Origin of the sequence: Neobacillus sp. YIM B06451, assembly GCF_032667185.1 — a bacterium.
Classification (GTDB): domain Bacteria; phylum Bacillota; class Bacilli; order Bacillales; family Cytobacillaceae; genus Bacillus_D.
Window position 1 is genome coordinate 133040 of the sequence record NZ_JAVFKJ010000005.1, and the last position, 24025, is coordinate 157064.

At 47.6% G+C, this 24025-nt stretch carries 23 protein-coding genes and 1 riboswitch; of the genes, 7 read left to right on the top strand and 16 right to left on the bottom strand.

The window, feature by feature from the left end; all coding sequences use genetic code 11:
• The first annotated feature begins 116 nt into the window (after positions 1–116).
• On the top strand, positions 117–1376 hold the full coding sequence (locus RB160_RS11670; RefSeq protein WP_316570500.1) for a hypothetical protein: 1260 nt from the start codon (positions 117–119) through the stop codon (positions 1374–1376).
• A 329-nt stretch (positions 1377–1705) separates the two neighbouring features.
• Here RB160_RS11670 and RB160_RS11675 read toward each other — a convergent pair whose 3' ends face one another.
• The gene (locus RB160_RS11675; RefSeq protein ID WP_316570501.1) at positions 1706–2887 is read right to left on the bottom strand and encodes a toxic anion resistance protein; all 1182 of its coding nucleotides are present in this window, start codon (positions 2885–2887) and stop codon (positions 1706–1708) included.
• Positions 2884–3540 (bottom strand): 5-bromo-4-chloroindolyl phosphate hydrolysis family protein, encoded by a 657-nt coding sequence (locus RB160_RS11680; RefSeq protein WP_316570502.1) that lies wholly within the window; start codon positions 3538–3540, stop codon positions 2884–2886. The genes RB160_RS11675 and RB160_RS11680 overlap by 4 nt, the downstream gene beginning before the upstream one ends.
• Positions 3541–3970: 430 nt before the next feature.
• On the opposite strand from RB160_RS11680, the gene RB160_RS11685 reads away from it, so the two are divergent.
• Positions 3971–4459 carry a sigma-70 family RNA polymerase sigma factor gene (locus tag RB160_RS11685; RefSeq protein WP_316570503.1) on the top strand — a complete coding sequence of 163 codons (489 nt, stop codon included), beginning with the start codon at positions 3971–3973 and terminating at the stop codon, positions 4457–4459.
• A 129-nt stretch (positions 4460–4588) separates the two neighbouring features.
• On the opposite strand, the gene RB160_RS11690 is transcribed toward RB160_RS11685, so the two are convergent.
• A complete protein-coding gene (locus RB160_RS11690) occupies positions 4589–4753 on the bottom strand; it encodes a YwzD family small protein (RefSeq protein WP_316570505.1) in 165 nt (54 codons plus the stop codon).
• A gap of 728 nt (positions 4754–5481) precedes the next feature.
• Here RB160_RS11690 and RB160_RS11695 point away from each other — a divergent pair.
• Together RB160_RS11695 and RB160_RS11700 are read left to right on the top strand one after the other, a co-directional pair.
• Positions 5482–7101, top strand: coding sequence for an SWIM zinc finger family protein (locus RB160_RS11695; RefSeq protein WP_316570507.1), 1620 nt, complete (start codon positions 5482–5484; stop codon positions 7099–7101).
• Complete coding sequence (locus tag RB160_RS11700; protein WP_316570508.1) at positions 7094–10189, top strand: DEAD/DEAH box helicase; 3096 nt, start codon at positions 7094–7096, stop codon at positions 10187–10189. The genes RB160_RS11695 and RB160_RS11700 overlap by 8 nt, the downstream gene beginning before the upstream one ends.
• A gap of 142 nt (positions 10190–10331) precedes the next feature.
• On the opposite strand, the gene RB160_RS11705 is transcribed toward RB160_RS11700, so the two are convergent.
• The 3 genes from RB160_RS11705 to RB160_RS11715 form a co-directional block, all read right to left on the bottom strand.
• The gene (locus RB160_RS11705) at positions 10332–10697 is read right to left on the bottom strand and encodes a hypothetical protein (protein WP_316570509.1); all 366 of its coding nucleotides are present in this window, start codon (positions 10695–10697) and stop codon (positions 10332–10334) included.
• 338 nt (positions 10698–11035) lie between these two features.
• Positions 11036–11266, bottom strand: coding sequence for a hypothetical protein (locus tag RB160_RS11710; RefSeq protein ID WP_316570510.1), 231 nt, complete (start codon positions 11264–11266; stop codon positions 11036–11038).
• Entirely contained in the window at positions 11259–11876 is a 618-nt protein-coding gene (locus RB160_RS11715) for a single-stranded DNA-binding protein (RefSeq protein WP_316570511.1), read from the bottom strand. The genes RB160_RS11710 and RB160_RS11715 overlap by 8 nt, the downstream gene beginning before the upstream one ends.
• 261 nt (positions 11877–12137) lie before the next feature.
• Here RB160_RS11715 and RB160_RS11720 point away from each other — a divergent pair, with 261 nt between their 5' ends.
• Entirely contained in the window at positions 12138–12575 is a 438-nt protein-coding gene (locus tag RB160_RS11720; RefSeq protein WP_316570512.1) for a YwpF-like family protein, read from the top strand.
• Positions 12576–12947: 372 nt separating this feature from the next.
• Here RB160_RS11720 and RB160_RS11725 read toward each other — a convergent pair whose 3' ends face one another.
• The 6 genes from RB160_RS11725 to spoIIID form a co-directional block, all read right to left on the bottom strand.
• Complete coding sequence (locus RB160_RS11725; protein ID WP_316570514.1) at positions 12948–13172, bottom strand: lipoprotein; 225 nt, start codon at positions 13170–13172, stop codon at positions 12948–12950.
• A 347-nt stretch (positions 13173–13519) separates the two neighbouring features.
• Complete coding sequence (gene fabZ / locus RB160_RS11730) at positions 13520–13954, bottom strand: 3-hydroxyacyl-ACP dehydratase FabZ (protein WP_316570515.1); 435 nt, start codon at positions 13952–13954, stop codon at positions 13520–13522.
• 86 nt (positions 13955–14040) lie between these two features.
• The gene (locus RB160_RS11735) at positions 14041–14316 is read right to left on the bottom strand and encodes a DNA-directed RNA polymerase subunit beta (protein ID WP_316570517.1); all 276 of its coding nucleotides are present in this window, start codon (positions 14314–14316) and stop codon (positions 14041–14043) included.
• A gap of 231 nt (positions 14317–14547) precedes the next feature.
• Positions 14548–14673, bottom strand: coding sequence for a hypothetical protein (locus RB160_RS11740; RefSeq protein ID WP_316570518.1), 126 nt, complete (start codon positions 14671–14673; stop codon positions 14548–14550).
• Positions 14674–14679: 6 nt separating this feature from the next.
• Positions 14680–15681, bottom strand: coding sequence for a rod shape-determining protein (mreB, locus tag RB160_RS11745; RefSeq protein ID WP_316570519.1), 1002 nt, complete (start codon positions 15679–15681; stop codon positions 14680–14682).
• Positions 15682–15822: 141 nt separating this feature from the next.
• Positions 15823–16095: a sporulation transcriptional regulator SpoIIID gene (gene spoIIID / locus RB160_RS11750; RefSeq protein ID WP_053368343.1), complete on the bottom strand. Its 273-nt coding sequence runs from the start codon at positions 16093–16095 to the stop codon at positions 15823–15825.
• Positions 16096–16615: 520 nt separating this feature from the next.
• Between spoIIID and RB160_RS11755 the strand changes: the two genes are divergently transcribed.
• A complete protein-coding gene (locus RB160_RS11755) occupies positions 16616–17641 on the top strand; it encodes a Gfo/Idh/MocA family protein (protein ID WP_316570521.1) in 1026 nt (341 codons plus the stop codon).
• Positions 17642–17734: 93 nt separating this feature from the next.
• Here RB160_RS11755 and RB160_RS11760 read toward each other — a convergent pair whose 3' ends face one another.
• The 3 genes from RB160_RS11760 to RB160_RS11770 all read right to left on the bottom strand — a co-directional run bounded on the left by RB160_RS11760 (position 17735) and on the right by RB160_RS11770 (position 21530).
• Entirely contained in the window at positions 17735–18529 is a 795-nt protein-coding gene (locus tag RB160_RS11760) for a nucleotidyltransferase domain-containing protein (RefSeq protein ID WP_316570522.1), read from the bottom strand.
• A gap of 776 nt (positions 18530–19305) precedes the next feature.
• Positions 19306–19911 (bottom strand): pyroglutamyl-peptidase I, encoded by a 606-nt coding sequence (locus RB160_RS11765; RefSeq protein WP_316570523.1) that lies wholly within the window; start codon positions 19909–19911, stop codon positions 19306–19308.
• 14 nt (positions 19912–19925) lie between these two features.
• Positions 19926–21530 carry a gamma-glutamyltransferase family protein gene (locus tag RB160_RS11770; RefSeq protein ID WP_316570524.1) on the bottom strand — a complete coding sequence of 535 codons (1605 nt, stop codon included), beginning with the start codon at positions 21528–21530 and terminating at the stop codon, positions 19926–19928.
• A gap of 218 nt (positions 21531–21748) precedes the next feature.
• Positions 21749–21835: riboswitch (cyclic di-GMP riboswitch) on the top strand.
• A gap of 75 nt (positions 21836–21910) precedes the next feature.
• Here RB160_RS11770 and RB160_RS11775 point away from each other — a divergent pair.
• Positions 21911–23389: a DUF5667 domain-containing protein gene (locus RB160_RS11775; protein ID WP_316570525.1), complete on the top strand. Its 1479-nt coding sequence runs from the start codon at positions 21911–21913 to the stop codon at positions 23387–23389.
• A gap of 132 nt (positions 23390–23521) precedes the next feature.
• On the opposite strand, the gene RB160_RS11780 is transcribed toward RB160_RS11775, so the two are convergent.
• Complete coding sequence (locus RB160_RS11780) at positions 23522–24019, bottom strand: GNAT family N-acetyltransferase (RefSeq protein ID WP_316570526.1); 498 nt, start codon at positions 24017–24019, stop codon at positions 23522–23524.
• Positions 24020–24025: the final 6 nt, after the last annotated feature.

A 24025-nucleotide genomic window follows, 5' to 3' on the forward strand; every position in this document is an offset into this window, starting at 1 on the left:
AATAAAGTCGAAATTCAAAATGTTAAAAACAGGGAAATTGACCGATTTAAGGATTCAGCGAGTATGCCATAATTGAGGCGATAACGAAAAGTTTTTAAAAAAAGAGGAGGCTTACGATGAAAAAAACACGAATAAAGGCTACTATTGCCTCAATTGTGCTTGCGCTTACCGTTTCCCTATTCCCAGTCCAGTCATCCGCGGGCGACCCTGTTGATTATATAGGATTTGAATCGAAACACGATATCTTAATTTCAAATAAAAAGGATGCTTCCTTTACTGGATTCATCAAAGACCCTTTTGAAGTAAGCGCGCTTTACGTTAACGGAGTAAAAACAGAAATCATTTTAAACGAAGCCAATGGCCGGCGCGAATTTATAGCGAGGGCTAGCTACAGCGAGGATGGAGTCTATAGCCTTTCATTCCGGATTTTCATGGCTGACGGAACCGAAGTTTCTTTCTTAAAACAAGTGCTAATCGATACAACTCCCCCAGCCCTTTCGATTAAATACCCTTCCCTTGTAAAAGGAAGCAAGGATGACGATTTGGCAAAATTGCAGATATCAGCTTCAGACAACTTTGGTATGCTGAAGCTTACGATTAACGATATGGAAGAATTTACGCGCCTGTCAGGGAATCCCTATGACCTTCAAGACTTTAAAACCGAGGCAAACACAAGTGTACAACTCCAGATTGGCGGAAACTTTTTTGACGCGGCCCTAACTGATATCGCAGGAAACAAGGTCGTCTATAACTTAACGATTGAACGATATCTAGACCCATTACCAGCATATGTACCGGGCTATGCGGAAAACTTCTGGTCTGCCCTCCCAATTGCTCGCCTTCAGGTAAAAAAAGCAATCCCACTCCTGAAGAGAAACAACTTGACCGATACTTACTCATATTACCGGATGCTAAAGCCGGGTGAATCCATTAACATTTATGGGACACTTGATCATTATTACAATGCGGGCGGCTCACATGCGGATGGGTACTATATTATGCAGGAACCCGAGAAGATGACGGTCTATATAGGGTTGATTATGGTCCAAAAAGATACCCCCATGTTCACACCGAACAATAAGCTCCACAGGATTTTGAAAAAAGGCGAATCGGTTCGGGTTTACGGTATGTACAATAACCGGTTTGATGTCGGAAGCCGTTATTATGTCCATATGCATCCTGGTGTAAAGTACTTTACCGGCTATGCTACGGTTCTCGCGAATACCACGATGTATAAGCCAGACGGCCGAGTCCATTCGACTCTTAAAAAAGGTTCACACTACAATGTATACTCCGTCGAGGGCGACAAACTTAATCTTGGGGGCGGGTACTATATCTTATTTAGCAAGTCCAGGATTAAATACAGCAAAAACTAGGTTTTGTACTATTTGTTTCATAGTTTGGACCGCTCCTGGTGATTCGGGGCTTTTTTTTTATGCGCAGGTATTCAATTAACTAGTTAAATATAGCTAGTTTTGAGGGTAAATATAGTAAGCGTCTGACACCTACTAGAAGTGTAACCAAATGATAGTTATTTTTCACTAGTCACCCAAGCTCATTTGGAGTTGCCTAGCCTGGTTATTCACTTAACATGGTAAAGAGCTATCCTAACCGGTTAAGTTGCCATCCTTTTTAACTTCCAACTCTGGGCCTTCCAAAAAAAAACTAAAATAAAACTGCCGGCCCTCAGCCGGCAGTTTATTTACTATTTCGTATCTCCTTTGATTTCCAACAGTTTCTGCCTCAGCCCGCTTTCCATGAGTGCGAGGTCGTGCTCGGCCTGGCGGCGCTTGTTACGGCCTTCTTCCTGGATGCGAAGGGTTTCTTCAAGTGTGGAAACAAGGCTTTCCTGCGTCCGCTTCAATGTTTCAATTTCGACGATGCCGCGCTCGTTTTCACGGGCGGTTTCGATTGTGTTCGTTTTCAGCATTTCCGCGTTTTTCAACAGAAGCTCATTCGTTGTTTTCGCGACCTGCTTCTGGGCTTCAACCGCGTGGCGCTGCCTGATGAGGGTCAGGGCGATGGCGACCTGGTTTTTCCAAAGCGGAATAGCCGTCATGATTGACGACTGGATTTTTTCAGCGAGTGCCTGGTTTGTGTTTTGGATCAGGCGGATTTGCGGCGCGCTCTGAATCGTCATTTCGCGGCTCAGCTTCAAATCGTGTATCCTCTTGTCAAGCCGGTCGGCAAATTGCAGCATGTCGCTTACTTCCTGGAACTTCATTTGGTCCCCGGACGCCTCTGCTTCCTTTCTCATAGCGGGAATGACCTCTCTCTGAAGCTCATCATACTTCAATTCACCCGCAGCAATGTAAACGTTCAGCGCATTAAAATATTCCTTATTGTACTCATACAGCTTTTCAAGCATTGCGATGTCCGCAAGAAGGGTGTTTTTGCTCCGATCTAGCTTAACAGAAATCCGGTCAATCTGCGCGCCTGTTTTCTGGTATTTCGACAGTACCTCCTGAATCGAGTTGGACATTTTTCCAAACATCCTGGAAATCAAGGATTTCTTCCCGTCATTCAATTCATCAGGATTCACATCGGACAAACGCTTCATGAGCTCATTGATGATTTCGCCAATCTCGCCGACATCCTTTTTCTGGACATGCTCAAGCATCGTGTTGGAGAAGGTCAGGAGCTTTGCCTGAGCCTGTGTTCCGTAGGAAATCATCGCCTGGTGGTTTTTCGGATCGATCTGGCTTGCGAGCTGCAATGCCCTCGCTTTGTTTTCTTCAGGCAGCACATCAATCAGCCGGACCTGCTTCCCTCCCCCATCCGCGGAAGCGGGTGCGATCGCTTCATTCTCCTTGGCACCGAATGGATCCGATAAAATATCATCCAATAAATTATTCGTATTCATGGCAGCTGAATTGTTTTCGCTCATTTGGTCCTCCTGTTTTCTTCAATGAATTTGGTGCTTTTCTGATTCTCAAGCGCCTGTTTTGCAACATCGATCTCAAAATCGAGTGTGTCGATGTCGTCCTTGATAATGTGGTACAAATCCTGTTCAACCGCATCCGCGAGGCTGTCCAATGTACGCTGCGTCTCGTGCAGCATAAGTTCCAGCTCCGTGTTCCGCTTTGGCTGCGAGGAGAGGAATGCATATTTTTCCGCAAGCTCGATAAGCGAATCAAGGTGGGAAAAATAAAAGCGCTCGGCCTTGTAAAAACGCCTCGGCTCATCCTTCGTCAGCTTGTATATCTTCTTCGTGACCCTTAACAGGTCAATCCGCTGCTTCAAGGACGGAAGATTTTTTATTGAAAATAGGGCTTTGTGGAGGCGGCTGATTTTCCGCTTCCCCTCTTCTAAATTCTGCTTTATATAACGATATTCCTTCCGGCTCAGCCGGTGCTGCTTCAAAAACTGCGAATTGGTATACATCCCGACAGTTTTGTACGCGGCAATGCCCCCCGCGATCGATATTCCCGCTGAAAGCCCCCAGCCAACATTAAGTCCGAATACGCTTACCAGGCCTGCCGTAAAGGCGGTGGGGATGGCAATGGAAGTCCGTAGTAAAAACGATAAAAATGGATTCATATCAATATCGACTCCTGACTCTATTGATCATGTACTCTTTAGTACGTACAAAACATTGGAATTGTTTCAACAAGATGTAAAAAGTTTATGGAAGTTTTTGCTTCCTGCCTTAACAATACACGAAAAATCCGTGTGTTTCCACAGCCTGTGAATGTAAAAGCAACTAAGTCTTAAGTCGTAGCCGCCTTTTTGAAAGGCTAGACGGTAGCTTTGCTGAAAATATTCGGAAAATTTTTAAAAAGTGTTAAAATTTGATTTTCAATCGCTATTTGGCTTGAAAAACCTGTTATCCCCTGGTAAAAACCCCATTTTTGAGTATTTTACCGTCCGAAAATTAAATTTTCGCTATTCGCCAAACAATTTGGCTGGCTGTATGTTGAAGATACCCGGGAATACAATGGCAAGCGCGCTTTCCTGAAAGGGATCGAAAGTGGAAAGCTTCGACTACACCGCACATCAGTTTGCGCCAATGATTAACAGTATCATCCGCACACTCCAAATTTATAAAAACAAAGACGAATTTTATCAAATAGGCTTGATTGCCCTATGGGAGGCGACCAGGGGGTTCAATCCGGAAAAAGGGAATTTTGAGGGTTACGCGTACAGTTATATTAGAGGGCGGATTTTGACGGAACTCACCAAATCGGCCGCCTTTGCGGATAGGACCGTTTATCCAAGTGAGGAATTTTGGGAGTTAACCGGTGAAGCCGCCGAGGACGAAACCTTGCCCGAGCTGCTTCTTCTATCCTACTGCAAGGGCCTGACCCAAAATCAGAAAAAATGGGTCCTTTACACTTGCCTGGATTCCCTGTCCATAAAAGAAATTTCCGAAAAAGAGAATGTCAGTGTATCCGCTGTAAAAAGCTGGCGTAAGGGGGCGAAGGAAAAGCTGAAAGCCGAACTAATCCATATGAAATAATAGATAGATCTCCCCTAGGGGATGCTTTTACTATTCCTTAAAAACTGATAAAGCGAAAAATCCGCCTGTGGAATACCGATAATAAATCAAAAGGAGGGGTGCCGTCTTCAGGCATCCCTCCTTTTCCTCTTATATAGTATCCGATTGGGCAATCGGCATATTCTTTAAGTCTACTTTTAAATCTTCAATCATTTTTTTAGATGTCATTTCATTTTCGGTACATCCTCGAACGTAGGCCTTCTTAAGGATTTCTTTAAACATGCTTTGGCCGTCTGTTTTGCTGTTCTCCTTCACTCGCCTTTTCTCCTCCTTTTTTGCTCTATTTTACTATTCTATTAAAATTTTTGTCGATTGTAAATGAATTCCAGTAACTGCCTACATGGCTATTTTGTGACAAAATTTGACCACGACTAGGGTTTCGCTTTTGTGAAGCTTCTTTTCCCGCTTGTCCTCTTTTTAAAACTGGTAAAACGTTTACGAAAGTATTGAATCCCTTTGTATGCAATCTGTTACTCATAATAAACTTCGAAAGCGACACGATTTATTTGGGGAGAGATTCATATTCCCTGAAATCGTTCGCAGGGGTTTCTGCGGGAAGCCAGTTTTGGGTATAATAAAAGAATATGGTTTTTGCTAAGTAAAGGTTCCATTTTCGTTGGAAATTCTCAGGGTTCGGATTTGATAGGAAACCCTGAGCATACCAATCTACATCGGTATTCCATCTAAGTGGAAGTACACCGAGATTCGGACAGTTGATAGCTTCGCTGCATATCAGTCCACGGTTTGGGTGGGAATGTCCGAAGATACGGAAAGTTGGTAACTTCGCTGCAAAGCAGTCCACGTTTTAGGTGGAATTGCACGAGGTTCATGGCAACGTATCGGAATCGAGGTGCGTTGAAATGACGTGCACGCAATAACGGGCGTAACGGAAACATGTATCGGATTTTAATTCCTTGTCCGTAGCAGTTTACAGGCTGCGGGCTGAAACAAGGGTTCATTTTTAAAAAAATGGGGGTATTCGGATGCGGAATGAAAATTTGGCGGTTGTGTCGGAACGGCTTCGGGATATGCTGTCGCCGCATTCGGAGGAGGATGCGCGGCTTATTCAGAAGGGGATGCTCCTGTACAGGCAGGGGCTTGTTTCTCAGCTGCGGATGGATGAGGAAACGGTTACGGCGGTGGTTCAGGATGTGATGCCGGTGAGGGTCCGCCTTGAGCTTTTGTTTTTCGATATGAGTGAGTGTTCGTGTCCAGGGCGCGGGGTTTGCCGGCACCAGGTTGCGGTGTTTTTCGCTGCTTACGGACGGGAAGGCAGTGTGGCCGAGTGGATTGAGGACTGGCGTTATCCAGTTAAGGAAAAGAAGGAAACTGCGAGCTGGGGGATGCAGCGCGCACGTGAAATGATTAAGGCTTCGGGAGTGGCGGACCCGGATTACAAAAGCTGGCTTCAGTCGTTTTCCGAAGGCTTTGACTCGATTATGCGCTCGAAGAAGCATTTGAATCCGTATGTGGTCGGTGAGCTGTTCGGGATTCATTGGCGCCGGGTGAGGGCTGGCTCTCCGCGCGGGGAGGAGTGGGCTCTTCTTTATGAGCTTGCTGGGATTGTGCATTCCTTCGGCGAGCTTGACCAGCTTTCAACGGAACTTCGCCATCAGGCCGAAACTGCGGAGCGGTATTATGGGCATGTGTTTGATGAATTGCAAAGGGCATCTGAACGGATTGCGAAAAAGCTGGCGGGCATGCCGTTGCCAATTTCGTTTGATCCATTTATCGAGAGCCTGAAGGAGGATGTCCGAGCGCTCTTGTCCGGGCTCCGGCTCGTCCCATTTGAGCGAGCGTTCCTTTATATCGGTGTTTGGTCCGCTCTGTTTAAAAAGAGAGGAAGCCTTGAAGACGAGGTCCGGAAGCTTGAGGAAGCAGTTGACCGCCTGGACGAAGGAGAAAACAGCCATCCGCTTCAGGTTGCCAAGGCTCATATCCACTTTCTACAGAAGGAAGACAGCCTGGCGCTCGAATCCTTGGCTGGGCTTAACGGGCAGGAAACAGCCCCATTCCTCCTACACTGGACGGATGAGCTGGCCGCGCAAAAAGAGTGGGGCCGCTCGGGTCATTATGTCGATGCTCTTACCCAAAATTTGCGGGAGACATTGGCGCTGATCGGCGGCTATCAGGGACGTACCCAGTTTGCAAGGTCTGTTCTTGACTCAGCCATCCCTTATGTGGAAGGGACCGGGCGCGGAGATGTGCTCGAACGGCTTCTCCAGCAATCGCTCCCTTATAGTTATTATGAGTACGGAAGCCTTTTATTCGAACGAGGGGATTATGCGAAATGGGCGGACCTGCAGGCGTTCATGGGCTACCAGTACGCAGACCTGCCGACAGCCAGGCTGAAGGTACTGGAAAAAGAGCAGCCCGAAGCGGTCATTTCGATGCTGCACCAGGCGGCGGCGAAACAAATTGCCGCCAAGAACCGTTCTGGCTACAAGAGCGCAGTGCGGATGCTAAAGAAATTGCGGACAATGTATAAGAAGCAAAAGCGGCAGGCTGAGTGGAATGCGTTTTTTGAAGAGCTTCTGGAACGGACGAAACGGCTTCGTGCTTTCCACGAAGAATGCCAAAGGAGCAAGCTAATCGATGTATAAAGAACCGTTTATTAAATTGGTTGTCACAGTAAAGGAAAAGCATTGCCTGATTGGCGCGCAGGGGAAGAACGGCGGATGGCTCCTCCCTGATGCATGGAAATATCCGTTGTTCAGCCGCCATCCTGAAAGCTATTATGGTGCGTTTCTCGAGCCAGCGAAGGAAAACGGGGCGGTGATGATTGAGCTGAGCGCCTGGCAGCTTGTGACGCTCTTCGCACGTGAATCGTTCAATCGCTTTTTTGAATGGGACTGGGACGAAGTGGCTGAAATTTGCCTTGCCTCCTCCCACGTCCTTTATGAAAGCATTCTTGTAAAAGAATGGCTGCCAGATTTCGCTGCCTGGGAAACGGGAACATTCCGTTGGCGCCTCCCTGCCAGGGTGAGCGATGAATTCGACAGCTCGTTCTGGGAACAAGAGCTTGAAGCAGGCGGCATCCGGATGACTGCCTACGATTTTGTCGAAGAGCTGTATAATTTAGCCCTCGATTCCTATTTGACCCGGAATGCCGAAATGCGCGAACTGTTCGGCCCGAAGCTTGGCCTGCTTGAAAGCAGCAACATTCCTGCGGCTGCCTTGGCGCGTTATTTTGACGAAGAAATTTGGCTTGAATGGGTCGGGATTAAGGAAAACGACACGCCGTTCACAGTCGGGCTCCGCCTAGATGAGCCAGAGGATGGAGAAGGATTTTGGCTCCTCGAGACGTTTTTACGCGGGAAAAAGAACCCGGATGAATTGTATCGTTCCGATGATCCAGCCGTCCCTCCTTCCTGGCGCCCGTATGTGGAAAAGGCTGCACATGAAGAAGAACGCTGGGTGGGGCTGATTCCGTCTCTAGGGGTATACGGACGGCTAAAGACCTCCCTTTCCGAGGAGGAGGCGTGGGTCTTTTTAACTGAATCAAGTGAAATGCTGCTGGCGCTCGGGGTTGAAATCCTGTTGCCCGGCTGGTGGCAGGCGATGAAAAACGCCAACCTTCGGGTCAAAGCTTCGCTCAAGGGAACGGCGAGCCACAGGCCTTCATTCGTCGGCCTCAATGCAATGCTTGATTTCAACTGGCGCTTCTCGATGAACGGGGTTGATTTGAGTGAGGACGAATTCCGTTCGCTAGTGGAAGAAAAACGCAGGCTCGTTTATGTGCGCGGCCGCTGGGTCAAGCTCGATCCGAATTTCATCCGTCAAATCCAGGAAATGATGAAAAAAGCCGAAAAGGAAGGCCTCCATGTCCGCGACCTGCTTGAGCAGGAGCTTGTCGATGAACCCGAAGGCGACGAGCTTGAGAACCCGCGTGCTTTTGCGAAAATCCAGATAGAACTGAACAGGCAATGGAAACAAATGATCAAGCAGCTTGGCGAACTAAAGGAAATCCCAATTGTCGACGTGCCGGACGGGCTGAACGGGACGCTCCGCCCCTACCAGCAGCATGGCATGAGCTGGCTCCTGTTCCTGCGCCAATTTGGATTTGGGGCGGTCCTAGCCGACGACATGGGCCTCGGGAAAACGATCCAGCTCATTTCCTACCTTCTTTCGGTAAAAGAAAAAGCCGCCGAAGCAGGAGGTTTGGATGAAGGCATGACGTCTCCCGCTCTGATCATTTGCCCGACTTCGGTACTTGGAAACTGGCAAAAGGAGCTCGAGCGCTTTGCCCCAAGCTTGCGCGTCCATCTTCATTATGGCCCCAACAGGCAAAAAGGTGATGGCTTTGCGGAAACGGCTGCCGAAAGCGATGTCGTCCTGACATCGTATGGGCTGAGCCACCTTGACGAAGAAGAGTTCAGCCGCATGGAGTGGAGCACGATTGCGATTGACGAGGCGCAAAACATTAAAAACGCGAACACAAAACAGTCCCGGGCTGTCCGGAAGCTTCGCGGCCTCCATCATATCGCCCTGACCGGGACGCCGATGGAAAACCGCCTATCCGAGCTATGGTCGATTTTCGATTTTACGAACCATGGGTATCTCGGGAGCCTCGGGCAGTTCCAGAAACGGTTTGTCATTCCGATTGAGAAGGAGGAAAAGGCTGAAAAGGTGCGCGAACTTCAGGCGCTCATCCGCCCTTTCCTTCTCAGGAGGACGAAAAAAGATGAGGATGTCGCGCTCAACCTGCCAGATAAACAAGAGCAAAAGGAGTATTGCCCGCTGACAGCCGAGCAGGCATCGCTGTATGAGCAGCTTGTCCAGGATACATTCACACAGCTTGAGAAGCTGACCGGTTTCGAACGGAAAGGAATGATCCTTCAGCTTTTAAGCAAGCTGAAGCAGCTCTGCAATCATCCTGCCCTCTATCTGAAGGAATCTTGGACTGCAGGAGAAGCTGCCGGTTTCGTTGACAGCGTGGGTAAAAATCGCGGCACTTCTGATGCCAGCGGGGAAATGGACGTCGTTGAGGAAATGGACGGCGGCTTTATGGAGGGCGGCATTTCAGAGGACGATTTCTTGGAGGACACGGCAGAAAAAGAAGGCGCCATTTCGGATGCCAATGAAATTGCCGCTGTAGAATCCATTGGAGGAGCTGACCGAGTTGGTGCGCTAACCGCCCGCGCAGGCGCCTCACGAAGGGATCTCATTGCCAGATCGGCCAAGATGGAAAAACTCGTTGACCTTATAGACGCGGTGCTGGATCAGAGCGAAAGCTGCCTGATTTTCACCCAGTACATTGAGATGGGGGAAATGATTAAAGCCGCGTTAAAGAGGAAGTTTGGAATCAATGTGCCGTTCTTGAACGGCAGCGTACCGAAAGCGAAACGCGATGAGATGATCGCCCAGTTCCAGGAACATGCATTCCCGGTGTTCCTGTTGAGCCTAAAGGCCGGCGGCACCGGTCTGAACTTGACCGCCGCGAACCATGTCATCCATTATGACCGCTGGTGGAATCCGGCCGTCGAAAACCAGGCGACTGACCGCGCCTACAGGATTGGACAGCAGCGGTTTGTCCACGTCCACAAGCTCATTTGCACAGGTACGCTGGAAGAAAAAATTGATGCAATGCTTGAGAAAAAACAGCACCTCAATGACCAAATCATCCAGAGTGAAAACTGGATTACCGAGCTGTCAACAGAGGAGTTGCGAGACCTCGTCTTTTTGAAATGACATTTCCTGAAACAACGAAAAAGGCCGCTGAATGGCAGTTCAGCAGCCTTTTTCTATATAACAGGGGGTTTTTATCCAGTATCTCCATGGAAATTATGATTATACATCAGGGTGAAACTTTTTATTCGGGCAGGGTTGCCTTTTAGGATTCCTCCCAAATTAACTTTTTTTCAGAGCCGCCCCTCAAATATACACCATTGATGTCCCCAAAATCCTTTTTAAAAATTTTTATGGAAAAGGAACCATCCGGTTTGCCTATTGGGAGTACACTTCCCTTCAGCTCTATAAAAAGGTTATTGCCTTCCTTTTCCGCTTTAAAGCCTTTATAGTCAGTCGCACTTTCTGCAAAATTCCCTTTTACTATAATCGCTTCCTTCCTAACATCCATCTCCATAATCGCGATGTAATTCGGGCTCACCGTCTTGGTCAAAAGCTTCGGTAAGGAAACCACAAGCACAATGATAAAAACAACAACTCCTAAAATAATATAAGCCTGCCGTTTATTCATCTTCCATCCCCCTACGTCTCTTTTTGGCTATCTCTTGTTGAATGAGCTAATAAAGGAACGTGTTAATTTTCCAATAACTTCCTTCATTAGCTTAGTATAGTTACAGAAGTGGTTGGCAGTCAATTTATTTCTGGATATGAGGGAGGATGCCAATTGCAGGGATAGGACAGATTTGTTCGAAAAAAAAGCCAGCGGATGAATCCGCCGGTAGAGTTGGGGTAGGTTTCGGGGAGCCAATTGATTTTATTTCTGTGGGGGGTCTTGGTGAAGGTTTTAAAAAGGGAGGGACTCCTCTGCAAGGGCATACACCGTATAGAAGCAAGGCCGGATGCGAGGGACTAGAGGCGAAAGAGGAATCCTTGTTCCTTTAAAGGCAACTGCGGCATTCTTGCGGGACAGCCGTCGCACGTTTGTTTCCATTCATTCTCATATTCAGCGAGCCGGTTCTCCAAAATGAGAATCCTGCTGTGGAGGCTGCTGACATGCTCATTTGTTTTTCCTGTCATTCTAATCAGGCTTTCGAGCAGCAATTCAAGGCTTTCCGCTACATTGCTCTTGTTCCTATCCAAATGGGAATTCCTCCTTGGAAGGGGCGGATGGCTCCTTTTCAAAAGTAAAAGGTGGTGGAACCGGCTGGGAGTGAGGGTAGGAATCATGGCTTGCCGCCGTGGCATGTGGGGGTTGGTGGATTTGGCTATGCCCCGCTACGGATCCAACATGGCCGCTTCGAGTCTGTTCCTGATGCAGCGGCTGTTGCTGGCGGAATGGAATCGGTTCAGGTTCCGCGGTTTGCTGGGCGTCCATACCAGGGATTGGAACCGACCGGGAACTTTCCATTTCATGCGAAGCCGATTCGGAAGGTTTGCCGCTAAGGAAACGGATGGATTCGGCCACAACCTCGGTCACATAGACCCGTTTTCCGTCCTGGTTGTCATAATGCCGTGTCTGGATCCTGCCGGTGATGCCGACAACCGAACCTTTTCGGCAATACTGAACGGTGTTTTCCGCGGCTTTTTTCCAAAGGGTGCACTGAACAAAATCGGTATCGTAATCACCATGGCTATTTTTATATTGCCTGTTCACCGCCAGAATGACATTTGAAACCGGCGTCCCTTCCGTCGTTACCTTTAATTCGGGATTTTTGGTCAGCCGCCCTACCAGCGTTACTTGGTTTATCATACATCCAACTCCTTTCGTCGATGCGTCCATCTTAACGCCTATGAAGGAAAAATGTAAAATCGCTAAAAATCGATTTTAACCGTCTTTTTTGCCCCAAAAATCAGTTTCCAGCCTACAAAAAGATACTTTTGCTGCGGTTTTCCTTCAATTATTGCGATATTCAGCATTTCCCTAGTTATTTTTCGACAAATCCCCTTCCGATGCATGAATCATCGATTATGATATAATACAGGCAAAATTATTGTAGGGAGGGTTGCTGAAGTGAAAACATTTAAACTGGTGTCACTTGAAATCCTCGATGGTGAGGAGTCAACGGAAATTCCCCTGGAAAGCGGCCTAATCATTAACAAGGAAGACAAGCATTCCAACTGGCTTCTCGAAGCCTATACCGGGCTCGAGCATTATGATTTTTTCAAAAATTTGTTTGACACGGGAAACGAGTTTATCGTGGAAGCAGTTATTACGTACAAGGACAATGATCCGGCATATTTACAGACCAGGGTTTGTTCCCTGAAAAAGTTTGAACAGCATATCAGCGTCCTCCTGGAAGGCCAACTAAGAAAAACGAAAAACAACTATGCCGAAATCCTTTTGGGCAAATTGCTTGATCAAGGCTATAAGGGAAACATGCTGCTTGATGAATTCAAGGATAAAATACAGCGCAAACCGAAGCTCAAGACCCCGAAATCCGAGGTTTGATGAATAACGAAAGACAGCTCAATCATTTGGGCTGTTTTTTTAATGTTGGGGGAATTGGTTGGTTTCCAGGGGCAGCCAACCATAATGAAATGCATCACCTCATGATATCTGTGCATTACAAAAAATTCTTTCGACAATCGGAATTCAATCAAACGTTTGATTGAATTTCCCGGATTGCGCCTGGCACAAGGGCTAGGCCCATAAACCTCCTACGGAAATTGGCGAAATTTTTGGGGCGGTTTTTGGAGGAGGAATGCCAGCCATGTTTATGTCCAGATTTTTTTCGAATCAACAATGTTCAATTTTTATAAATTCCAAAAGAATATAAAAAGGCCGGAAGATTTCTCATCCGTCCTTACTTTACCTTTTTGCTTAACGGCGTTTTTTTCCGTTGTTTGTGTCGTCATTAGTATCGCTCGGAAGGCCATCCTCGTCGACCCTGCCATCGTTATTTGGGTTTACGTCGTTCCCTTTATAATCCTGGTTCCGATCCTGTGGGGGAGGATTTTGCTCATCATCATTTGTTCCACAGCCTGCGAGGGTTAGCATTGCACCGCATATCATCCCTGCGAGGAGCATGGACAGCTTCTTTTTCATCAAAAAAGCCCCTTTCGTTTTGTTTTTAGGCCGGGCATCGGCTTTTCTTAAAATGCCCCAAAACGAAAGGAACTTGCATCCTGGAATGGATAGGACACCAAAAAACATACAGTGCCAGTTACAGTCTAGGATGAAAGTATGCGGCACTGTATGCTTTAATGTTTTTACTTAATAAACCTATTTCAAAAATGGTAAACCTTTTCCAACAAAAATAATCCAAAAGGCCTATCATTTATTGCGCCTGTTACCCAACTGGACGGAAAATGCCCCACAGCAGGCTCCTAACACCCGCCTGTGTAGGAGACCACCGGGCCTGGCACCTTTTGGCGTCTATTTTAGCTAAACAATCATTTGTTTTGGTCGATGAGGGCAAACATAATTTCAACCTCGCAGGCGAGTTCGCCGTCAACTGTGGCGATTCCCTTGCCTTTTCCCATTGGGCCGCGGAATCGGACCATTTCTACTTCAAGGCGAAGCTGATCTCCGGGATAGACTTGCTTCTTGAAACGGCAGTTGTCGATGCCGGTGAAAAAAGCCAGCTTCCCACGGTTTTCCTCACGCTTCAGCATAGCAACAGCACCAACCTGGGCAAGCGCTTCGACAATCAAGACTCCAGGCATGACCGGGAAGTCCGGAAAATGGCCGTTGAAGAATTCCTCATTGGCGCTTACATTTTTTATACCAACCGCTCGTTTCCCTTCTTCAACTTCAACAATTTTATCTACAAGCAGAAATGGATAACGGTGAGGAATGATTTCTTTGATTTGTTTGATATCAAGCATTTTAGTACCTCCTCATAATATGAACTAATAAAATCATTTTACTGTTTCCGAATAAAAAAAGGAAGGGATTTCTCCCTCCCCCCTATTCACTTCTTGATAAGGTCAAGAATATGTGTCCATGTAGACTTATTAAAAACATCCCCGGCATTTCCATCCCCGAGCACTCCATACCCGAACATCGCCCCGCCTATAGCGCAGACGACAATCAGAAGGATGAACAGGATAATCCTGAGCCAGATTGGAATTAGCCTGATCCGGACGTATTTCCGGTTCCCGGTGGCCTTACCGATTCTTTCCTTCTTCGATTTTTTATATTGTTCGCGTGTTTTCGGCTCTTGCTGCTTATATGAGATAGAAGACATAATGAACTCCTTTTAAACGGGAACCATGGCAAACCCGGTTCCTTTTTGAAAAATGGATCGAAAATTGCATCCTATATCCATATTATAAGGAAAAACAGCAAATTAAACATCCTTTTTCACGAATCCCCAAATTTAGGAACACTTTGTACGGCATCATCAAAAGATATTTCTTCGGATTCACTCAACATGGCATTCGGAGGCAACTGATCCGGGTTGCGGTAATTATTCCTCTCACCAAAGCTTCAGTGACAGCCTTCTTCGTTTTTCCCATCCATGTCGCTCGCCAAAACGCAGCTGGCTCACCCCAAAAATAAATAAAAGCCCGGCAAACTCTCCTGCCAGGCTTTCGTTATTCATTCACTTTTAGCCTAATTTCCTTCTGGCAATCCGGTCGATGTTGTCGAGCATAACGCCGGTCCCGACAGCTACGCAATCCATTGGATTTTCGGCAACCAGTACAGGCACCTTCAGTTCCTCGGCAAGGAGCTGATCAATCCCATGCAAAAGGGCGCCGCCTCCGGTCAGAATTACGCCGCGGTCAATGATATCGGCCGATAGCTCAGGCGGAGTGCGTTCGAGGACACTCTTGGCCGCCTGGACGATTACCGCAACCGATTCACGAAGGGCCATTTCGATTTCCTCGGAATGGACAGTAATCGTGCGCGGAAGGCCGCTGACCATATCGCGGCCGCGGATTTCCAACGATTCCTTGCGTAATCCAGGAAAAACGGTCGCAATCTTTATCTTGATATCCTCGGACGTCCGCTCACCAATCAACAGCTTGTACTCGCGTTTGATATAATTGAGAATTTCCGTATCGAATTTATCGCCGGCCATCTTAATTGAGGAGGAAGTAACAATGTCACCCATCGAAAGGACGGCAATATCGGTAGTTCCTCCACCAATGTCGACTACCATGTTTCCGCTTGGCTGGAAGATATCCATTCCCGCCCCGATAGCAGCCACTTTCGGCTCTTCTTCCAGATAAATTTTCTTGCCGCCGCTTTTTTCCGCAGCTTCCTTGATTGCCTTTTGCTCAACGCTCGTAATGTTCGTCGGGCAGCAAATCAGGATGCGCGGCTTCGATAAAAAGCCTTTCACGTCAAGCTTGTTAATAAAGTACTTCAGCATCGCCTCCGTCACATCGAAGTCGGCGATTACCCCGTCCTTCAACGGTCGGATTGCAACAATATTGCCAGGTGTACGCCCAACCATGCGGCGAGCCTCTTCCCCTACGGCAAGAACACGGTTTGTATTTTTATCAATGGCAACGACGGATGGTTCATTCAGTACGATTCCCCGGCCCTTTACGTGAATAAGCACGTTGGCCGTTCCAAGATCTATCCCTATATCCCTTGCAAACATTGCTTTTTTCTTCCTCCTCGAAAACGGATTCCACATACTGTCCTAATTTTGTATTGTATCATAACGGTTCCGTTTTCCATACCTTTTCCGGGAGGTTCTGCAGAATTTTGGCGAAATTTGTTGCATTTTTATGAAAGATGGCTATTTAACGGGCTCACTTTCCGCATCTTCCTTCTGGTATTTCATTTTCGTTGCTTCCCCGCCCCGCAAATGGCGGATTGATTTATGGTAATCAAGGATCTCCTTCACTTCATTTGCAAGCTCCGGGCTTATTTCCGGCAATCTTTCTGTTAAATCTTTATGGACCGTACTTTTGGATACGCCGAACTCCTTCGCAATCACGCGAACCGTCTTCCTCGTCTCCACGATATACTTTCCAATCTTGATTGTTCTCTCTTTGATGTAATCGTGCACACCACTCGCCCTCCCTTAGGTTGGATGTGAGAAGTGTGAAATGAGACCCGTTATCACTTCGACGAATTCTGCCTTCCGCACCTATGAACCGGCGCGGCAGATGGCGGCCTTTTTCACAAAAAAAGCCCTGCCCTCTGGCCCTGTGAGGTCTAAACAAATCCCTGGCTAAATACACATTCTCCTCAAAACGACTCTTCACCTCAAACACTCTCTTGTACAGGTTTGATAACAGTTTATTAGCTTGGATAGGCGAATATGCACACCGGACAAGGAGTACCGGGAAGTTTTTGTAAAAAGGGGACAATGCACACCGTTCACCATCACGCTTTTGTTCCCCGAACACGAGCGATTCCAAGGAAAAAGCAGCCAAAAACAAGGAAATTTCCACAAAAAGGGCAAGCCCATCGGATAGGTAGGATATTTTCCTTTTTAGAACTCAATTTGATACAATAACCGTAGGTCTTTAAGTGCCCAGCTTAACAGGGCAGAAAATTCTACTTGCCAAACACAGGAGGATACGATGACTAAACTAAAATTTGCAATACTTGGATGCGGAAGAATTTCATACAAACATGTCGAAGCATTGATTAAAAACAGCGAGTATGCCGAATTGGTCGCAGTGTGCGATATTGATGAGAAACAGGCTGTGGGGCGGAAGGAACAGTACGAAGCTGGAATCCAGGGCTCTAACGTGAAGGTTTATACGGACTACATAGAAATGCTTGAAAAAGAGCAGCTTGACGTCGTCACAATCGCGACAGAGAGCGGCTACCATGCCAAGCATGCCATCGACTGCATGAACAGCGGCGCCCATGTGCTTGTTGAAAAACCAATGGCGCTTTCCGTAGAAGACGCGGACAATATGATTGCGGTCGCAAAAGAAAAAGGCAAGAAAATTTGTGTGTCCCACCAGAACAGATTCAACCCTCCAATCCAGAAGCTTAGAAGGGCGATCGAGGAAGGGCGCTTCGGCCGTATTATGAGCGGAACAGCACGGATCCTCTGGACACGCGACATGAATTACTATAAGCAGGCCCCATGGAGGGGAACTGCCGCACTGGATGGCGGGACTTTGATGAACCAGTGTATCCACAACATCGATTTGTTGCAGTGGATGCTTGGCGGCGATGAAATTGAGCGGATCCACGCCGAGCGGGAAACATTCCTTCGCGATATCGAAATGGAGGACTTCGGCGCTATCCTGATCAGATTCAAGAACGGTTCAATTGGAATTGTCGAAGGCAGCGCCGTCGTCTATCCGAAAAACCTCGAAGAAACGCTGAGCATTTTTGGCGAAAAAGGAACGGTTGTCATTGGCGGCCTTGCAGTCAATGAAATCAAAACATGGCAATTTGCCGATGAACGTGATTACGACAAGGAAGATACAAGCACTGATATCGACAGCGTCTACGGAGAAGGCCACACGCCGCTCTACAAAGACTTCATCGATTCCATTAATGAGAACAGGGAACCCCTTGTTAACGGGGAAGAAGGCAAAAAAGCGATGGAAATCATCCTGCGCGCGTATGAAGTTTCACCGAAATAAGGAAGACAAAAACACAGCCGGCGCGGCTGTGTTTTTTGTTTAACGGAAGATTAGGATATCCCTATGTCACTATTAGGAAGGCTAGCGTATCTTCTATCTCCATGCTTCCTCCAGTGTTTCGCGGAAAAGTTGGTTCAGCTGTTCAGTCGGGTCCTCAATTTTGACATTGAGTGTTTTGGCATATGCTTCTAGGCGGCTAATTTCCTCCTCAATGAAGTGATTGATCGCCTCAATCCTCGGCTCCAGGTCAAGTTCATCCCCGGCGATTTTCCGCTTCAGCAAAATCATCACTTCTTCCTTTAGGACGCCATTTGGAAGAATATCTTCGACGAGCTCCTTAAACTCCATCGGCGGGATTGTATTGTATTTTTCAATCCAGTTTGCCGCCAAGATCGGACGAAGCACATAAAAATACTTTTTGATTTTAACGGAAGCACCCTGCAGATAATCCCGATAATTTCCCTTCGCCATATTGAGATAATGGTGGATTCCGGAAGCTGCCGAGTAAATGCTTCCGCTCAGATCCCTTAATTTATCGATTGCTGTACCTGCTTGGTAATAGACAATGCCGGAACGGAGCCATTCGAGCAATGGAGGGTTGGACTTACGGAACAGCCTCAACGCCTTCGCCAGCTCCCAGCCGCTCACATCGAGCAACTCATCAATCGGAATGGAAATGGGATCATGCTTCGGAATTTCAATCACGTCCCTCCCAGGGTCAATCGATAAATACCAGTCCTTCTGGTGAATATAGATAAACCGGACATCGTAGTCGCTGTCCTGGGACGGAATCCCCCACGCCCGGCTCCCGGACTCACAGGCAAACAAAATTTTGATATTGTAGTCTTTTTCAATGGTTTCAAGAACGTTAAGGATATGGTCTCTCAAAATGGCTCCCTCCTAGTTTCAAAAAAATAGCGTTTTTGTCTGTATCAGCGGACGTGGACGATTTTTTCAGCATTTGAGCGCGGTTTATCAGTAAACATGCTTGGGTTATCAGCAGTTGGGTGCGATTTATCAGCAAATGCGGATGGAGTATTAGAATTTGAGCAGTGTTTATCGTAAACGCGACTCTGATATCAGCAATTGGACGGGGTTTATTAGCAAATACGTTTGGATTGGCATTGGCCGGGTTTATCTGCAAAAGTACATGGGCTTTGAGTATTGAGCGCTTTGATCACCGAACGCGCTTGGGCAATCCATAATTTGGCGCTCTATCAGCATTTGGATAGATTTTATCATTAAATGCGCATGTTTTATCAGTAATTGGACGGGGTTTATCAGCAAATGCAAGCCATTTATCAGCGAATCACAGCGGTTTATCAGCATTAGGGGATTTCCCCTTCCAGGCTGGAATTTTTACTAGTATAACAAAACCAGGGGATTCAGTCCCCTGGTTCACTAGTATAAATATTTTGATTGCCTTATAGACTGTCAAGACCGTTTCGGCTTGCAAACTCACTTAAAACAGTCCTGAGAAACGCCGTCAAGACCATTTCACGACGCAAACACTTTCAAAACGGTCTTTAGAAGCCCTGTCAAGACCGTTTTACCTTTTAAACACTCTTAAAACGGTCTTTAGAAACTCCGTCAAGACCGTTTCACGACGCAAACTCTATCAAAACGGTTCTAGATTCAAATTGCCAAGATATTAATTCTCGCTTTTACCCAAGCGCCCCGATCAAAACCTTCACTGCTTCAAGCAAGTCCCTGTCGCTCCAGGATGGCATCGTTTTTTTCCCAGCGACGGCAAGCTCATGGGAAGCGGGAATATGGACGAAACCAGCCGGTACCTTCTTGCCTGCTTCGGCTAGTTCGTGAAGCACGGCATACATGACATTGTTGCATAGGTACGTTCCAGCGGTATTGGAAATCTCGGCGGGAAAGCCGCTTTCCTTCAACGTATTTACCATTCGCCTGATTGGAAGGGTTGAAAAGTAGCCGTCCGGCCCGCCCTCGATAATCGGAGCGTCCTCAAGCACGACACCATTGTTGTCTGCGGCTCCGTCACGGCAGTTAATCGCAAGCCGTTCCGGCGTGATTGATGAACGCCCGGCAGCGAGCCCAAGCGAGATGACTGCGTCCGGCTCCTCCGCGCGCATTTTTTCCAAAAGCCGCCCGGCAGATGAGTTATAGTCCACAGGCAAAAGCAAGCCTGTAATTTGGTAACCGCTAATTTCCTGCCCGTCCAAAGCGGTTACAATCTTTTCCGTCGGATTGATCGGAAAGGACAAAAACGGCTCAAAGCCAGTCAAAAGCAATTTCTTCACTTATAAACCCTCCTCTACCAGCTGGCAATGCTGCCATCGGTCCGATGCTCGGTACCGCCCGTCAGCACGCCTGTCTGCGGGTCCCGGACGATAATTTGCCCGCGCCCGAAGCCTCCTGAATCATAGGCCACCGAAACTGCATGCCCTTTGGCGGCAAGCTGTTGGATAACATAATTCGGAAACTCATGCTCTACATCGACCCGAAGCCCCTCGATCCATTGCCAACGCGGTGCATCCAGGGCAGCCTGCGGGTTCAGGCCGAAATCGACCATATTCATAACGACCTGTACATGCCCTTGCGGCTGCATGAAGCCCCCCATCACGCCAAACGGGCCAATCGCTTCCCCGTCCTTCGTCAGAAAGCCCGGAATAATCGTATTGTAACTCTTCTTGCCCGGCTGCAGGCAGTTCTCATGATTTGGATCAAGCGAAAAATCGACGCCGCGGTTCTGCATGGCAATCCCGGTTCCAGGCACCACAATCCCCGAGCCAAAGCCCATATAATTGCTCTGGATAAAAGAAACCATGTTCCCTTCCCCATCGGCTGTTGCGAGATAGACAGTGCCTCCTTTTGGAAGGCTGCCTGGCTCAGGCACCTGTGCTGTTCCCTGAATATTCGCACGGGCATTTTTCGCGTATTCTTCCGATAAAAAGTCATCCACTTTCGCCCTCATCGTGCGTGGGTCGGAAATATAGGCTTTTCCATCCGCGAACGCCTGCTTCATCGCTTCAAGCTGGATATGGATGGCATCCGGGCTTTCCCGGTGCGTAAAATTGTATTCTTTTAAAATATTCAACGCCATCAGGGCAATCAGACCCTGCCCATTCGGGGGGATTTCCCAAACGTCATACCCCTTGTAATTGACGGAAATTGGTTCGACCCATTCCGCCTGGTAGGCCGCTAGATCCGATTCGTCAAGGAAACCACCGGCTGCTTTTGAAGCAGCAGCAATCTTCTCAGCGAGACCGCCGCGGTAGAAGCTTTCCGCCTTTGTCTCCGCAATCTCCCGCAGTGTGCTGGCATGGTCGGGCGACTTCCACATCTCCCCTGGCTCCGGCGCCCTGCCGTCTGGCGTAAACAACTTGAACCACTCATCAAATTCCGGCCCATTCAGCCTAGTTTGAAAAATTTTGTGTGCCCTCGCCCAGTACTTCGCGGTGATTGGCGACAATGGGAAACCATTTTCGGCATACTCGATGGCGGGACGGAGAACCTCTGTTAGAGGCAGCCTCCCAAATCGTTCGGACAGCATCGCCCACGAAGACGGTACCCCTGGAACGGTAACAGGAACCCATCCGGCCAAAGGCATTTTTTCATGCCCAAGCTGTTTGACTTTGTCGATTGAAATGCTTGCAGGCGACGGCCCGCTCCCATTCAAGCCGAATAGCTTGTTCTGTGTCCAGACGAGCGCGAACGCATCCCCGCCAATCCCGTTTGACGTCGGCTCAACGACAGTCAGGCAGGCAGCTGTAGCAATCGCCGCATCAATCGCATTCCCTCCCTGCTGAAGAATGCGCAGCCCGGCCTGGGCCGCAAGCGGCTGCGATGTGGCAACCATTCCGTTTCTCGCAATCGCCGCCATCCGGCGTGATGCAAATGGATAATTTAATAGTGACAAACCCTTTTCCCCCCGGCAATAGAACATAGTTTTTTAGAAACATTGCCTTCTGTTTACACTCGGAGCCATGGTTTATTTCGGTAAAAATGGAATTACTTCGTTACACGAAAAGTATACCAAAAGACCCTTTCAGCTGTCTAAAGGTTCTGAAAAATAGAAAACAAAAATTTTGCTATTTTTATAATTGGAAAATTATTTTATACTAAAATTGCAATTAAACTCCGAAAGGGCACACCTGGGGAAACCCGGCGCCGCAAAGCTATAGGGGCTTCGACTAACAACGGTCATGCCAGCCAGCTGCCGAAGAGCTAAGAAGGTTCGGATAAACTTCTTAATCTCCCTTCGGTTTTAATTGTAATAAAATCATGGGAGAGAAAGAGATGAAGAAATTTGTATTTACCGCCGCATTGGCGGCAACCCTTGCGTTTGGGACAACCGCCAGTGCAAGCGCAGAGCTTGAAGGCACGGCGGGAACGACCCCTGACCAGTTCCTTTATAGCTTCGACCAGCTTTTTGAGGACCTGAGGCTATTTTTTACGTTTGATTCGGAAAAGGAAGCTAGCCTGTTGATGGAATTTGCAAAGGAACGCCTGGCGGAAGCAGCTTTGATGACTACTAGCGAAAAGACGGAATTTGTAAGTGGCGCGGTCGCGGATTATGTCAAACTCTTGGAATCGGCCAAAGAAACAGTTTCTGAGGTTATCGCCGATGAAGATGCTTCGGATGAATTGAAAGAGGAATTAACAAACAAACTCGAAGAAACGGCTGAACTTGACGAGGTAGTTGAAGGCCAGCTTGAAGAAGAAGAGCTGGAAGAGGCAGCAAAGGTTATTGACGATGCTTATTTGGTCGCGAACGTTGTCAAAGGCTTCGATACGGAAACAGTCAAGGAGCTCCGCACAAAGGAATTCGGCTATGGGGAAATCACAAAAATAATCTCTCTTTCAGAACTAAGCGGCAAAACGATTGAAGAGTTAACAGCTTTGCTGGCAGAACAGGACATCGATGAAGTCATGGCCGACCTTGGTGTTACGATGAACCAAATCAAATCTATCGTCCTTGATAAAAAAATTGCATACCTGGAAAATTCACTTGCGGAAGCAGGAGAAAATGAAAATTCCAAACAGGTAAAAAAGCTTGAAAAGAAACTCTCAGTCTTGACTGCCAAAAAAGAACGATTTGCCGCGAGGGACGAAGAGAAAGAGGATGACGGGCAGGAAAGTGAAACACCTGCAGAATCCGGAGAAACCACGGATGGGGAACAAGCTGAGGATAACGGCGGTACTCCGGCTCCTGCAAATGAAGAACAAACTGGAAGCGGCCAGGGTACCTCCGGTGAAGAAACATCCAACGATGCAGCTTCTGATAAAGTAGCCGAAACGGCCGATAACGAAACCACTGAGACGCTGACAGCAGCTTCTGCTTTGTCCAAAAAAGAAATAGCTGTAGTCACTTCTTCAGTCGCGAAAAAAGAAAAGCCGGCAAAACAGACTCCTGATACTGTTAAAAAGGACAGCGGGACTGGCAAGGCATCCGGAACAGTGAAGAAGGAAAGCGCGTCTGCCAAAAATGAAAAAGAAAACGTAAAGGCGCAGCCCCCTTCGCAAACCGCCACAGAAACAGATGCGCTGAATAAAAAGGCAAACGAACCTGCACAAAAAGAAAAAGCGGCTGAGGAATCAAAAAAGCCAGCTGATTCAGGCCAAAAAGGGAAAGAAACCTCTGAACAAGCTAAAGAGGAAAAAACAAAAGACGAAGCACCCGGCGGCTCTGATAAAGGCCAACAGCAAAAGCCTGAAAAAGAAGCGAAAGAAGAGAAATCCGAAAAAGAAAATGCAAAACAAAAAGGCGGGAAATAACCCGCCGCCTCAGAGGCACCATCCAAAAGGGTGGTGCTTTTTTAATGTTTTCAAAAACCCGAGCATAAAAGGACTACTGTTATTAACGATTTAACGTACTGTAGTATTCTATCTTTTCAAAATAATGCTCTATTAATCAAGCTCAAGATGGAAAGCATACTGTTCCCCAATCCTGCCCATAATCCTTCTGCCCCGGTCGACGAAACCGGACTTCCGATAAACGTGTTGCGCGGCGACGTTGGCGTGGTTCACCGCAAGGATTATTTCCGTTTTATCAGGAAAATTCTGTTTAACAAATCCGCCAAGCTGCCGAAGAGACAGTGTAGCGATCCCGAGGCCCTGATAGCTGCTGTTAATCGAATAGGCCCTCAGCAGGATGTCTTCCTTATTCTCCGTAAACTTGGCAATCCCTTCTCCTTCATGCAGGACGAAAAACCCGGCAGGCTCACCGTTGTACATAATCACGACAGGATGCCTGCCGCTCTCCTCCTCGCATGCTTTTAACGCCTCCAAAGGCATCGCCGTGAACTTCTGCTGCTCCTCAGGCAATAAATACCTTTCAAAATAAGCGCGATGCCGATCGTTATAAAATTCCAGTGCCACCGCTTCAGCTGCTGTCCTTTGCTCCAACTGTGA